Below are 12,433 nucleotides of genomic sequence, written 5' to 3' on the forward strand. Positions count from 1 at the left end.
GCCGCCGTTCCCGCTTCCACTCCTTCATGACGGGTGCGCCCATGCTGCTCCACGTTCCCGAAGTCCTCACCCCCGACGAGCTGCGGCAGTGCCGCGAGATCCTGCGCGACGCGCCCTGGATCGACGGCCTCGCCACCGCCGGCGCGCAGTCGGCCGCGGTCAAGAACAACGAGCAGCTGCCCACGCGTTGTGAGCAGGCGCAGGCGCTGCAGGGCATCGTGCTGCGGGCGCTGGAGCGCCATCCCCTCTTCTTCTCGGCGGCGCTGCCCAAGCGCATCCTGCCGCCCATGTTCAACCGCTACGGCGGCACCGCCAACACTTACGGGCCGCACGTGGACATGGCGGTGCGCCACACCGCCGAGCGCAACGTGCGCGTGCGCACCGACATCTCCTGCACCCTGTTCTTCGCCGAGCCCGAGGAGTACGACGGCGGCGAGCTGGTCATCGATGACACCTACGGCAGCCAGCGCGTGAAGCTGCCGGCCGGCGACATGGTGCTCTACCCCGGCACCAGCGTGCATGGCGTGGCGCCGGTGACGCGCGGCTACAGGCTGGCCAGCTTCTTCTGGGTCGAGAGCATGGTGCGCAGCGACGAGCAGCGCCGGCTGCTGTTCGACCTGGACATGAACCTCATGCGGCTGCGCGAGCGCGAGGGCGAGACGCCCGAGGCCGTGGGGCTTACCGGCACCTATCACAACCTGCTGCGCATGTGGGCCGACACCTGAAGGCCGCGCCATGAGCAGCAACGCCCCTGACGCCGCGGCGCGGCCGCGCATCCCGGCCGGCATCGCCAGTGCCGCCGACTACGAGCCGCATGCGCGCGAGCGCATGGACCCCGCCGCCTGGGCCTACCTGTGCGGCGGCGCGGGCGACGAGATCACGCTGCGCGCCAACCGCGAGGCCTGGGACGCGCTGCGGCTGCTGCCGCGCGTGCTGCGTCCGCTGGCCGGTGGCTGCGCCGGCATCGATCTGCTGGGCCGGCGCCTGGCCAGCCCGCTGCTGGTGGCGCCCATGGCCTTCCAGCGCCTGGCCCATGCCGACGGCGAGGCCGCCACCGCGCTGGCCGCCGCGGCGCAGGGCGTGGGCATGGTGCTCAGCGCCCAGGCCAGCCAGCGGCTGGAGGACGTCGCCGCGCTGGTGCGCGACGAGGCCGACCGCGGGCCGCTGTGGTTCCAGCTCTACCTGCAGCGCGAGCGCGGCCACACGCTGGAGCTGGTGCAGCGCGCCGAGGCCGCGGGCTTCGAGGCGCTGGTGCTCACGGTCGATGCGCCCACCTCCGGCGCGCGCGACCGGGAGCGCCGCGCCGGCTTCTGCCTGCCGCCGGGCATTTCGGCGGTCAACCTGCGTCCGCAACCGTCGCCGCCGCAGGCCCAGGACTTCTTCGCCCAGGTGGTCGCGCAGGCACCGACCTGGGATGACGTGGCCTGGCTGCGCTCGGCCACGAGGCTGCCGCTGCTGCTCAAAGGCGTGCTGCACCCGGCCGACGCGCGCCAGGCGCTGGCGCTGGGCGTGGCCGGGCTGATCGTCTCCAACCACGGCGGGCGCACGCTGGACACGGCGGTGAGCACCGCGCGCGCGCTGCCGCGCATCGCCGATGCGCTGGGCGGTGCGCTGCCGCTGCTGGTGGACGGCGGCATCCGCCGCGGCACCGACGTGCTCAAGGCGCTGGCGCTGGGCGCGCACGCGGTGCTGCTGGGCCGACCGGTGCTGCACGGCCTGGCCACGGCCGGGGCGCTGGGCGTGGCCCATGTGCTGCGGCTCGTGCGCGACGAATTCGAGATCGCCATGGCGCTGTGCGGCTGTGCCGGCGTGGCCGGCATCGGCCCCGAATTGCTCGATCCGCCGGCTTGAGCTGGCGCATTCCTGAGCCTTGGACGGCCCGGCTTGGACCGTGCGTCGGCCTGTTTTGATGCCGTGGTGCCACAAATGCCCGCTTTATGATGGCGCGACAGCTTCCGGAAACGGTTTCCCAGAGGGAAAACAGTGGCTGCGGCTTCTCACTCCCCTAGGGGCGCAGTACCATTTGCCCTGCAGGGTGCCGCAGAGAAAAGAGGGTTCATGCAGCCTTCGCCCCACCCGGCGCATCAACTCAGTAATTGATGGAGAGATTCCAAATGGCAACTGCAAAGAAAGCTGCGTCCAAGACGGTCGCGGCGAAGAAGGCCCCGGCCGCCAAGAAGGCCGAGTCGGCGGCCACCGCCGAGGGCAAGCGCAGCCCCAACGCTGCCTTCATGAAGGAGATGAAGCCCAGCGCCCAGCTCGCGGCCGTCATCGGCGACAAGCCGATGCCGCGCACCGAGGTCACGAAGAAGGTGTGGGACTACATCAAGGCCAACAACCTTCAGGACGCTGCCAACAAGCGCATGATCAACGCCGACGCCAAGCTGAAGGACATCTTCAAGAAGCCCCAGGTGTCGATGTTCGAGATGACCAAGCTCATCAACGAACACCTCAAGTGATCGTCCGGGCGCGCTCCAGCGCCCACGTCATCGAAAAGCCGGCCCCGCGCCGGCTTTTTTCATGCCCGCGTGGCAGTACCTTGCGGGCTCTTCATGAGAACCATTCGCATTCGTGTGGTAGGCTGAAGTCATTCATAACCGACTCACCCCATTGCACAGAGGGATGCCATGAAGCCGTTCGTTCTCGTCGCCGCCACGCTGGGCCTGGTCGCCAGCCTGGGCTCCACCGCCGTCATGGCCAAGGCCAACTGCAAGGCCTACCCGAAGGAGGAGTGGCTGAAGGAGGACGAGGCGCGCTCGCGCATCGAGGCCCAGGGTTACAAGATCAACAAGTTCAAGGTGGACGGCAACTGCTACGAGATCTACGGCCGCGCGCCGGACGGCCGCAAGGTCGAGATCTACTACGACGCCAAGACGCTCAACCCGGTCAAGACCGAGTACGGTGAGTAAGTCCGCGCCGCGGGTGCACCGCGGCACGGGCAGCACCGACGTTGCCGCGTCAACCGCCGTGCGCGTGTGGGACGCCGTCGTGCGCCTGGCGCACTGGACGCTGGCGGCCACGGTGCTCTTCGACTGGGTGCGCGACGACGGCGACCGGCTGCACCGCACGGTGGGCTACGTGGCCGTCGGCGCGGTGGTGGCGCGGCTGCTGTGGGCGCTGCTTGCGCGCCGCGGCTACGCTGACCTGTCGCACCTGAAGCCCTCGCTGGGCGCCACGCGCACCTACCTGCGCCAAGGCGCGCCGCGGCACGTCGGCCACGACCCGCTGGGCCTGTGGATGGTGTGGCTGCTGTGGGCGCTGGTGCTGCTGCTGGGCCTCACGGGCTGGGTCAGCCGGCTCGACGCCTTCTGGGGCGAGGACTGGCCCATCGAGCTGCACCAGTGGCTGGCCGATGCGCTGGTCGCCTGCGTGGTGGTGCACCTCCTGGGCGTGGCCGGCATGAGCTGGCACTGGCGCGAGAACCTGCCGGCCTCGATGCTCACCGGCCGCAAGCGCGCCGACGAACGCCGGCGCTGAGCTTTTTCAGGGCGCCAGGTGCGCCTGCAGGAAGGCTTCGAGCTCGCGCAGGAACTCCGTGTGGTGCGCCTGGCGGCTGAAGTGATGGTCGCCGCCCTCCTGCTCCATGTAGCGGTAGCTCCGGCCGGCGCTTGCCAGCGCCTTCGCCATGTCGCGGCTTTGTTCCACCGGCACGCGGCGATCCGCGGTGCCGTGCACCAGCAGCACCGGCACCTCGATGCGCTGCGCCTGCAGCGCCGGCGAGGTGGCGCGCAGCCGCTCCCGGTCCTGCCACCAGTTGCCCAGGACCCGGCGCGAGCCTTCCTTGCCGCCGATGAACTCCGTCCAGTGCAGCGCCAGGTCAGTCAGGTTGGACACCCCGGCGAAGCTCACCGCGCAGCGGTACAGGTGCGGCGTCTTGACCACGCCCATCAGCGCGGCATAGCCGCCGTAGCTGGCGCCGACGATGCAGATGCGCCGCGGATCGGCCACGCCCTGCGACACCGCCCACTGCACCGCGTCCTCCAGGTCTTCCTGCATTTCCTGGCCCCACCGCTGCAGCCCGGCCTTCTGGAACTCGGCGCCGTAGCCGCTGGAGCCGCGGAAGTTCACCTGCAGCACCGTGTAGCCCCGGTTCGCCAGCAGCTCGGTCCAGGGGTCGAAGCTCGCGTCGTCTCGGGCATACGGCCCGCCATGCGGCAGCAGCACCAGCGGGCCCGGCGCCGTGCCGCCGTTGCGCGCGTGCGTGAGGTAGGCCGCCAGCGACAGCCCGTCCCGCGCCTGGATGCGGACCGCCTTCTCCACCGTGCCCGTGAAGCCGCGGCGGCCCGGGTAGATGACGCTCACCAGCAGCCGCTCGTTGCCGACCCAGCGCGCCCAGCGGAAGCGGAACTTCAGGTTGTCGGTCTTCATGAGCGCGCGCAGCTCGCCGCCGTCCACGTCGCGGGTGACGAGCAGCGTGTCCTCGCCGCGGTTCACCAGCGCCGCGAGGCGCGCGCCGTTGGGCGAGAGCGACACGCCCGTGAACATCGGCAGCCGCGCGAAATGCTCCAGCGGCACGCGCGCCGGCGCGGGCGGTGCCGCCTCGGCGGGGGCAGGCTGCTGCGCGGCAGGGGTGTCACCGGCGCCTGCACGGCACGGCGCCCAGGCCATCGCCAGCGCCGCCAGCGCCAGCCCACCGGCGCGCCAAGCCCGACCTTTCAACGTCGCGCCCGCGTACCCCACTCCCCTGCCGCGCCGGCTTGCGCGCTCTCCTATCGTGTATTCCCTGCTTGGTCTTGCGCCGCGCGCTCTGGTCTAGCGCGCATCGTGTTGGGCCGGCCCACGAAGGGTTCGTTGCCCACGTACTTTTATTGTGCCGTGTCAAGACCTTCCCACTCCCCGTTTCACGGGGCGCAGGCATGATGCCGCCTTTACAACCTGCTTCGTGCTCCGCCATGCAAGGCCATCCCGCCGTCCTCGATGCCCTCAACGCGCTGCTTGTCGGCGAGCTTGCCGCCCGCGACCAGTACTTCATCCACTCGCGCATGCTGGAGGACTGGGGTTACGGCAAGCTCGCCGCGCGCATCTCGCACGAGATGGAGGACGAGACCGGCCACGCCGACGCGCTGATCAAGCGCATCCTGATGCTGAGCGGGCGGCCCAACATGGTGCCCGCGCCGCTGAACGTGGGCACGGACGTGCCCAGCGTGCTGGGCAACGACCTGGCGGTCGAGTACTCGGTGATCAACCACCTGCGCGAGGTGATCGCGCTGTGCGAGCGCGAGCGCGACTTCGTCACCCGCGACCTGCTGCTGCCGATGCTGGAGGACACCGAGGAAGACCACGCCCACTGGCTGGAGCAGCAGCTCGGCCTGATCCAGGCCGTGGGCCTGCCCAACTACCTGCAGAGCCAGATGGGCTGAGCGGGCCTGCGGCCGCAGCCGCGGCCTCCCTCTCCATGCAACAGGCCGCCCTTGGGCGGCCTGTGCTTTTGCATCGTTCAGCGCACGGCGCCTATGGCGTTGCTCAGGGCAGCCACTGCGCCAGCTGGACCCACATCTGCGCGATGGAGATGGGCTTGGTCCAGTAGTCGTCGAAGCCGGCGTGCTTGGCCGCGCGGGCCTGCTCGGGCATGGCGTCGGCCGACAGCGCGATGCACGGCAACCGGGCCGTGACCGGGTCGGCGCGCAGCTGCGCGATCAGCTCCAGTCCGGTCATGTCGGGCAGGTTCATGTCGATGAGCAGCAGCTCCGGCGCATCCTCGCGCGCCGCGCGCAGGCCCGAGGCACCGTCGGGCTCGATCTGCAGCGACCAGCCCTCGTGGCCGCGGAACATCTCCGTCATCAGCAGCGCGTTGAGCGGCTCGTCCTCGATGTAGAGCACGCGTCGCGGCGCACGGTCGGCGCCTGCCGACGAGGCTGCGCGATCAACCGACATGCTGCTGCAGGAAGTCCAGCGAGCGGCGGCGGGCCAGCGCGGCGCTCTCGGGTTCGAAGGCCGCGCGCTGGTCGCAGTTGAATCCGTGGTCGGCCGGGTACACGTGCACCTGCACCTCGGGCCGTGCCTGCGTGAAGGCCTGCACCTGCGTCTGCGGGATGAGGTGGTCGCGCTCGCCGAAGTGCGCCAGCACCGGGCAGCGCGGCTGCAGTGCCGCCTGGTCGGGGATGCCGGCGCCGTAGTAGCTGATGGCCGCCGACAGCCCGTCGAGCTTGCCGGCCGATAGCCATGCCATCAGCCCGCCCCAGCAGTAGCCCACGATGCCCACCTTGCCGTGCTTCGCGCCCTCGGCGATGGCAGCGGCGATGTCCTGCAGCACCAGGTCCTGCTGCGCCATGGCCGCGGCCTTCAGCTCGCGCCCGCGCTTGACGTCGTCCTCGCCGTAGCCCAGCTCCACGCCGTGCTCCAGGCGGTCGAACAGCGGCGGCACGATGGCGACGTAGCCCTCGTCGGCGTAGCCGCGCGCCACGGCGCGGATGTGCGAGTTCACGCCGAAGATCTCCTGCAGCACCACCAGCGCGCCGCGCGGGCGCCCCTGGGGCAGCTCGATGAAGGCGTCGAAGCGGTGGCCGTCGGTGGCCTGCAAGGGTTGTAGGGACATCAATGGTCTCCGTTCTCTTGTGGTTTGTAGTGCTGCAGGCGGCGCTCGACGAAGTCCAGCCGGTCCTGGCCCCAGAAGATCTCGCCGTCGATGACGTAGCTGGGCGCACCGAAGACGCCGGCTTCGATGGCGCGCTGCGAGTCCTCCTCGTAGCGCTGGTGCACGCGCTGGGTATGGGCGTCGTCCAGCCGCGCGAGCTTCAGGCCCTGCGCCTTGAGCAGCTCGGCCAGCGTGGCCTCGTCGGCGATGTTCTTTTCCTCGACCCACAGCGCGCGCATCACTGCGCCGGCCAGTGCCATGGCGGCGTCGGTGCCGTCCTGCAGGTCCACCGCGATGATGAGCTTGGCCGCGTCGTCGGGATTGACGGGGAAGTAGCGCGGCGTGGGGTTCAGCGGCGCGTGGAGCCATTCGCTGAAGCGCTTGAGCTCCAGGAGCCGGTAGGCCTGGCGCTCGGGCGCGCGCTTGGTCAGCGGCAGCCCGCCGGTGAGCGGGAACACGCGTCCGCCCAGGTCCACCGGCAGCACGCGGACTTCGGCGCCGTGCTGGCGCGCGATGTCCTGGAAGCGCTGGTGGCCCAGATAGGCCCACGGCGAGTGCGGGGCGAAGTAGTAGTCGATGGCGAGGCTCATGTACGACAACCGTCCAGGGCGACAAAGGACCGGCACCATAGCCGATCCGCCGCGTCCCTCCTCCGGATGGGCGCTTGGACCGCAAATGGGTGCCTCCGCGGCCAGGGCCCGACCCGACGCGCCGCCCCGGCCTTGCTGCTGCGCAGCAGATTCATTGCCCGCTACGGCGGTGAATGGGACTGTAGCCGAGAGGATTACATTTGCTCACATGGCGCTTGCCAGAACGCGACAGTTGCGCCTGGAACCCGCCATGGAAAGGCATGCGCCGGCCGCGGCCCTCGCCGCACCGCTGCCGCGCCACCGGCAACCCGCCCCCGCGTCACGGGCGGGAACAGCACCACGCCCGGGTCGCCTTATCCCCGCTCCAGCAGCGGCGCCAGGAACCGCCCGGTGTGGCTGTCCTTGCAGGCGGCCAGATCTTCCGGCGTGCCCGCCAGCATCACCCGCCCGCCGCCCGAGCCGCCTTCGGGGCCCATGTCGATCAGCCAGTCCGCCGTCTTGATCACGTCCAGGTTGTGCTCGATCACCACGATGGTGTTGCCCGCGTCGCGCAGCTGGTGCAGCACCCGCAGCAGCAGCTCGATGTCGGCGAAGTGCAGGCCCGTGGTCGGCTCGTCCAGGATGTAGAGCGTGCGACCGGTGTCGCGCTTGCTCAGCTCCAGCGCCAGCTTCACCCGCTGCGCCTCGCCGCCGGAGAGCGTCGTCGCGCTCTGGCCGAGCGTGATGTAGCCCAGGCCCACGTCCAGCAGCGTCTGCAGCTTGCGCGAGATCGTCGGCACGGCCGAGAAGAACGCCGCCGCCTCCTCCACCGTCATGCCCAGCACCTGCGTGATGTTGCGGCCCTTGTAGAGGATCTCCAGCGTCTCGCGGTTGTAGCGCGCGCCGTGGCACACGTCGCAGGGCACGTACACGTCCGGCAGGAAGTGCATCTCCACCTTGATCACGCCGTCCCCCTGGCACGCCTCGCAGCGCCCGCCCGAGACGTTGAAGCTGAAGCGCCCCGCCCCGTAGCCGCGCTCGCGCGCCGCCGGCACCTCGGCGAACAGCTCCCGGATCGGCGTGAACAGCCCCGTGTAGGTCGCGGGGTTGGAGCGCGGCGTGCGGCCGATGGGGCTCTGGTCCACGTTGATGACCTTGTCGAAGGCCTCCAGGCCCTCGATCGCCTCGTGCGGCGCCGGCTCCAGGTTGCTGTTGTAGAGCTTGCGCGCTACCGCCGCGTACAGCGTGTCGTTGACCAGCGTGCTCTTGCCCGAGCCCGAGACGCCCGTGACGCAGGTCAGCAGCCCCACCGGGATCTCCACGCTCACGCCCTTGAGGTTGTGCCCCGAGGCGTTGACGATGCGCAGCCCCGTGCCCGCTTCCCACGCGCGCCGCTGCTTGGGCACCTCGATGCGCAGCCGCCCGCCCAGGTAGCCACCGGTGAGCGATTCGGGGTGGTCCATCACCTCTCGCGGCGTGCCGCGCGCGATCACCTCGCCGCCGTGCACGCCCGCGCCCTTGCCCATGTCCACCACGTAGTCGGCGGCGCGGATCATGTCCTCGTCGTGCTCCACCACCAGCACCGAGTTGCCCAGGTCGCGCAGGTGCTGCAGCGTGCCGATCAGCCGCTCGTTGTCGCGCTGGTGCAGCCCGATGCTGGGCTCGTCCAGCACGTACATCACGCCGGTCAGGCCGCTGCCGATCTGGCTCGCCAGCCGGATGCGCTGCGCCTCGCCGCCGGAGAGCGTGTCGGCGCTGCGGTCCAGGCTCAGGTAGTTCAGCCCCACGTCGTTGAGGAAGCGCAGCCGGTTGCGGATCTCGCTGACGATCTTGTCGGCGATGGCCGCCTTGGCGCCGCGCAGCGTCAGGCCCTCGAAGTACGCCAGCGCGTCGGCCAGCGTCGCGTGCTCGACCTCGTAGATGGGCTTGCCGGTCTCGCCCGGCGCGGCGTCCGCGGCGTGCAGGAACACGTGGCGCGCCTCGCGCCGCAGCCGCGTGCCGCGGCACTCCGGGCAGGACTGCGCGTGCTGCATGCGCATGAGCTCCTCGCGCACGGCGGCGGAGTCGGTCTCGCGCAGGCGGCGCGTGAGCAGCGGCAGGATGCCTTCGAAGGGGTGCGAGCGCTTGACCGAGCGCGACTTGCCGCGCGCGCCCTCGGCCTCGTAGGTGAACTCGATCTCCTCCGTGCCCGAGCCGTGCAGCAGCACCTGCCGCACTTGCGGCTCCAGCTCCTCGAAGGGTTGCTCCAGGTCGAAGCCGTAATGCTTGGCCACCGCCTCCAGCAGCCCGTAGGTGTAGCTGTTGCGGCGGTCCCAGCCCTTGATGGCGCCGCTGGCCAGGCTCAGCGAGGGGAAGGCGACCACGCGCTCCGGGTCGAACACCGTCACGTGGCCCAGGCCGTCGCACGACGGGCAGGCGCCCGTGGGCGAGTTGAATGAGAACAGCCGCGGCTCCAGCTCCGTGAGCGAGTAGTCGCAGTGCGGGCAGGCGAAGCGGCTGCTGAAGGGCGTCTCGCGCCCGCTGTCCATCTCCAGCGCCAGGGCGCGCGCGTTGCCGATGCGCAGGCAGGTCTCGAAGCTCTCGGCCAGCCGCTGTCGCAGGCCCCCGCTGCCGCCGGTGCCGGTGTCCTCGGCGCGCACGCGCACGCGGTCCACCACCACGTCGATGTCATGCGCGCGGCCGTCCGCCGCGGGCAGGCTGTCGATGTCCACCACCTGCCCGTCGATGCGAAAGCGCACGTAGCCCTGCGCCTGCAGGTCGGCCAGCACCGGCGCGAAGTCGCCCGTGCGGGCGCGCGCCACGGGGGCGAGCAGCATCAGCTTGGAGTCTTCGGGCAGCGCCAGCACCGTGTCCACCATCTGCGCCGTGCTCATGGCCTGCAGCGGCAGCGCGTGCTGCGGGCAGAACGGCGTGCCCGCGCGGGCGTAGAGCAGGCGCAGGTAGTCGTGGATCTCGGTGACGGTGCCGACGGTGGAGCGCGGGTTGTGGCTGGTGGCCTTCTGCTCGATGGAGATCGCGGGCGACAGGCCCTCGATCACGTCCACGTCGGGCTTGTCCATCAGCTGCAGGAACTGCCGCGCGTAGGCCGACAGGCTCTCGACGTAGCGGCGCTGGCCTTCGGCGTACAGGGTATCGAAGGCCAGGCTGCTCTTGCCGGAGCCGCTCAGGCCCGTGATGACCACCAGCGCCTGCCGCGGCAGGTCCAGGTCGATGTTCTTGAGGTTGTGGGTGCGCGCGCCGCGCACGCGGATCGCAGGCGTCTCGGGATTCAAGGGTTTTCACTCAGCGCTGGACAACCGGCCATCATAGCCAGCGCCCGCGGCGCTCGGGCCGGACCCGGGGTCAACGGCGCAAGTCCTGTCAACCCGCCGAGGGGGGATGGGGCGATCCCCCGATGGCGGTATGCCGCCGCTTCGGTATACGTCCCCCGATGAACGACGACACCCTGCGGCGTTTCGCTGATTCGGTTCCCGCCACCACAGCCGCCTTGCCGCCGGCGGCTCCCGTGGTGTCACTCTCCGAGGTGCCCGAGAAGCCCTCGGGCGCCGATGCGCCGGACGCGCACCGGGCGGCCTACGCCATGGACCGCGTGCTGCACGCCGCCGCCGCGCAGGTCACGGGCGGGCTGTCGCCCATCTCGCTGGGCCTGGCGCTGGCGGACTGGAGCTGGCACCTGGCGGCGCAGCCGGCCAACTCGGCACGGCTGGCGCTCTCCGCCCAGCAGCATGCGCTGGAGGCGCTGTCGGACTGCGTCAGCGGCGACTGCAGCGGCCCGCTGGCCGCGGACACGCGCTTTCGCGACCCGTCCTGGCACCAGTGGCCCTTCGCGCCGCTGGCACGCGCGCACCAGGCGGCGCAGCACTGGTGGCAGGACGCCAGCCGGCTGCGCGGCATGACGGCGCACCACGCGCAGGTGGTGCGCTTCTTCTCCCAGCAGTGGCTGGACATGCTGTCGCCCAGCAACAACTTCTTCACCAACCCCGAGGTGCTGCGCCGCACCGCCGAGCGCCAGGGGGCGAACCTGGCCGACGGCTTTGCCAACCGGCTGGACACCTGGCGCCGCCGCCACGGCCTGGAGCCGCTGGCGCCGCCCGAGCACCCTTACCTGCCGGGCGTGGACCTGGCGCTCACGCCGGGGCAGGTGGTGCACCGCAACCGCCTGGTGGAGCTGCTGCAGTACGCGCCCACCACCGAGGAGGTGCAGGCCGAGCCGGTGTTCATCGTCCCGTCCTGGATCATGAAGTACTACATCCTGGATCTCTCGCCGCACAACTCGCTGGTGAAGTGGCTGACGGACCAGGGGCACACGGTGTTCATCCTGTCCTGGCGCAACCCCGACGAGAGCGACGCGCTGCTGAGCCTGGACGACTACCTGGAGCTGGGCATCCTGGACCCGCTGGCGGCCATCGCGCGGCAGATCCCCGACCAGCCCGTGCAGGCCTGCGGCTACTGCCTGGGCGGCACGCTGCTGTCCATCGCCGCGGCGGCGCTGGCGCGGCCGGGCCAGGTGGAGGGCGCCGACCGGCTGCCCCGGCTTGCGGGCGTGACGCTGCTGGCGGCGCAGACCGACTTCACCGAACCGGGCGAGCTGGGCGTGCTGATCGACGAGTCGCAGGTCGAGCTGCTGGAGGACGTCATGTCCGAGCGCGGCTTCCTCACCGGGCGGCAGATGGCCGAGAGCTTCCAGTTCCTGCGCTCGCGCGAGCTGATCTGGTCCACCCGCATGCGCGAGTTCTGGCTTGGCGAGCGGCTGCAGCCCAACGACCTCATGTCCTGGAACGCCGACGTCACGCGCATGCCCGCCGTGATGCACAGCCAGTACCTGCGCCGCTGCCACCTCCAGAACCAGCTCGCCCACGGCGAGTACCCGGTGCAGGGGCGCCCGGTGTCGCTGGGCGACATCCGCCAGCCCATCTTCTGCGTTGCCACCGAGCTGGACCACGTCTCGCCCTGGCGCTCGGTGTACCAGCTGCACCGGCTGGTGCACACCGAGCTGAGCTTCGTGCTGACCAACGGCGGGCACAACGCAGGCATCGTCTCCGAGCCCGGCCATGCGCGGCGGCGGTTTCGGATGCGGCGCGTGGCGCATGGCGCGCACTGGGCCGGGCCGGACGAGTGGCTGCAGGGCGCCACGCCGCACGAGGGCTCGTGGTGGCCGGCCTGGCACGACTGGCTGGTGGAGCACAGCCGCGGCCGGGTGCCGGCACGCCCCGTGCCGCAAGGGCTTGAACCCGCTCCAGGGAGCTACGTGCATGTGCGTTACCACGACTGACATGGGAGCGGCCGGCGC

12 protein-coding genes are annotated in these 12,433 nt (G+C 70.9%); 7 read left to right on the top strand and 5 right to left on the bottom strand.

Annotation, left to right across the window (positions count from 1 at the left end; translation table 11 throughout):
* The first annotated feature begins 41 nt into the window (after nucleotides 1-41).
* The 5 genes from H537_RS0104755 to H537_RS0104775 all read left to right on the top strand — a co-directional run bounded on the left by H537_RS0104755 (nucleotide 42) and on the right by H537_RS0104775 (nucleotide 3,477).
* Entirely contained in the window at nucleotides 42-725 is a 684-nt protein-coding gene (locus H537_RS0104755; RefSeq protein WP_028996983.1) for a Fe2+-dependent dioxygenase, read from the top strand.
* 10 nt (nucleotides 726-735) lie between these two features.
* Complete coding sequence (locus H537_RS0104760; protein ID WP_043458193.1) at nucleotides 736-1,851, top strand: alpha-hydroxy acid oxidase; 1,116 nt, start codon at nucleotides 736-738, stop codon at nucleotides 1,849-1,851.
* A gap of 263 nt (nucleotides 1,852-2,114) precedes the next feature.
* A complete protein-coding gene (locus H537_RS0104765) occupies nucleotides 2,115-2,459 on the top strand; it encodes an SWIB/MDM2 domain-containing protein (RefSeq protein ID WP_028996985.1) in 345 nt (114 codons plus the stop codon).
* Nucleotides 2,460-2,627: 168 nt separating this feature from the next.
* A complete protein-coding gene (locus H537_RS0104770) occupies nucleotides 2,628-2,909 on the top strand; it encodes a PepSY domain-containing protein (protein ID WP_043458194.1) in 282 nt (93 codons plus the stop codon).
* Complete coding sequence (locus H537_RS0104775; RefSeq protein WP_238446604.1) at nucleotides 2,902-3,477, top strand: cytochrome b/b6 domain-containing protein; 576 nt, start codon at nucleotides 2,902-2,904, stop codon at nucleotides 3,475-3,477. The genes H537_RS0104770 and H537_RS0104775 overlap by 8 nt, the downstream gene beginning before the upstream one ends.
* 6 nt (nucleotides 3,478-3,483) lie before the next feature.
* On the opposite strand, the gene H537_RS41190 is transcribed toward H537_RS0104775, so the two are convergent.
* Nucleotides 3,484-4,659: an alpha/beta hydrolase family protein gene (locus tag H537_RS41190; RefSeq protein ID WP_051241850.1), complete on the bottom strand. Its 1,176-nt coding sequence runs from the start codon at nucleotides 4,657-4,659 to the stop codon at nucleotides 3,484-3,486.
* A 233-nt stretch (nucleotides 4,660-4,892) separates the two neighbouring features.
* Here H537_RS41190 and bfr point away from each other — a divergent pair, with 233 nt between their 5' ends.
* Nucleotides 4,893-5,360 (top strand): bacterioferritin, encoded by a 468-nt coding sequence (bfr, locus tag H537_RS0104785; protein ID WP_028996989.1) that lies wholly within the window; start codon nucleotides 4,893-4,895, stop codon nucleotides 5,358-5,360.
* Nucleotides 5,361-5,463: 103 nt separating this feature from the next.
* On the opposite strand, the gene H537_RS0104790 is transcribed toward bfr, so the two are convergent.
* The 4 genes from H537_RS0104790 to uvrA all read right to left on the bottom strand — a co-directional run bounded on the left by H537_RS0104790 (nucleotide 5,464) and on the right by uvrA (nucleotide 10,415).
* Nucleotides 5,464-5,874, bottom strand: coding sequence for a response regulator (locus tag H537_RS0104790; RefSeq protein WP_084150427.1), 411 nt, complete (start codon nucleotides 5,872-5,874; stop codon nucleotides 5,464-5,466).
* Nucleotides 5,864-6,535, bottom strand: a complete 672-nt coding sequence (locus H537_RS0104795; protein WP_043458195.1) for a dienelactone hydrolase family protein — start codon at nucleotides 6,533-6,535, stop codon at nucleotides 5,864-5,866. Before H537_RS0104795 ends, H537_RS0104790 begins: the two co-directional genes overlap by 11 nt.
* Nucleotides 6,535-7,164, bottom strand: coding sequence for a 2-hydroxychromene-2-carboxylate isomerase (locus H537_RS0104800; RefSeq protein WP_028996992.1), 630 nt, complete (start codon nucleotides 7,162-7,164; stop codon nucleotides 6,535-6,537). The genes H537_RS0104795 and H537_RS0104800 overlap by 1 nt, the downstream gene beginning before the upstream one ends.
* 353 nt (nucleotides 7,165-7,517) lie before the next feature.
* Complete coding sequence (gene uvrA, locus H537_RS41195; RefSeq protein ID WP_043458196.1) at nucleotides 7,518-10,415, bottom strand: excinuclease ABC subunit UvrA; 2,898 nt, start codon at nucleotides 10,413-10,415, stop codon at nucleotides 7,518-7,520.
* Nucleotides 10,416-10,573: 158 nt separating this feature from the next.
* Here uvrA and H537_RS41200 point away from each other — a divergent pair, with 158 nt between their 5' ends.
* Complete coding sequence (locus H537_RS41200; RefSeq protein WP_084150428.1) at nucleotides 10,574-12,415, top strand: PHA/PHB synthase family protein; 1,842 nt, start codon at nucleotides 10,574-10,576, stop codon at nucleotides 12,413-12,415.
* The last annotated feature ends 18 nt before the right edge of the window (nucleotides 12,416-12,433 follow it).

It is taken from the genome of Azohydromonas australica DSM 1124 (assembly GCF_000430725.1).
Lineage (GTDB): Bacteria > Pseudomonadota > Gammaproteobacteria > Burkholderiales > Burkholderiaceae_C > Azohydromonas > Azohydromonas australica.

Coding starts and splice junctions, on each gene's coding strand:
- bfr (WP_028996989.1), top strand. CDS start 4,893: ATGCAAGGCCATCCCGCCGTCCTCGATGCCCTCAACGCGCTGCTTGTC.
- H537_RS0104765 (WP_028996985.1), top strand. CDS start 2,115: ATGGCAACTGCAAAGAAAGCTGCGTCCAAGACGGTCGCGGCGAAGAAG.
- H537_RS0104795 (WP_043458195.1), bottom strand. CDS start 6,535: ATGTCCCTACAACCCTTGCAGGCCACCGACGGCCACCGCTTCGACGCC.
- H537_RS0104800 (WP_028996992.1), bottom strand. CDS start 7,164: ATGAGCCTCGCCATCGACTACTACTTCGCCCCGCACTCGCCGTGGGCC.
- H537_RS0104760 (WP_043458193.1), top strand. CDS start 736: ATGAGCAGCAACGCCCCTGACGCCGCGGCGCGGCCGCGCATCCCGGCC.
- H537_RS0104790 (WP_084150427.1), bottom strand. CDS start 5,874: ATGTCGGTTGATCGCGCAGCCTCGTCGGCAGGCGCCGACCGTGCGCCG.
- H537_RS0104770 (WP_043458194.1), top strand. CDS start 2,628: ATGAAGCCGTTCGTTCTCGTCGCCGCCACGCTGGGCCTGGTCGCCAGC.
- H537_RS0104755 (WP_028996983.1), top strand. CDS start 42: ATGCTGCTCCACGTTCCCGAAGTCCTCACCCCCGACGAGCTGCGGCAG.
- H537_RS41200 (WP_084150428.1), top strand. CDS start 10,574: ATGAACGACGACACCCTGCGGCGTTTCGCTGATTCGGTTCCCGCCACC.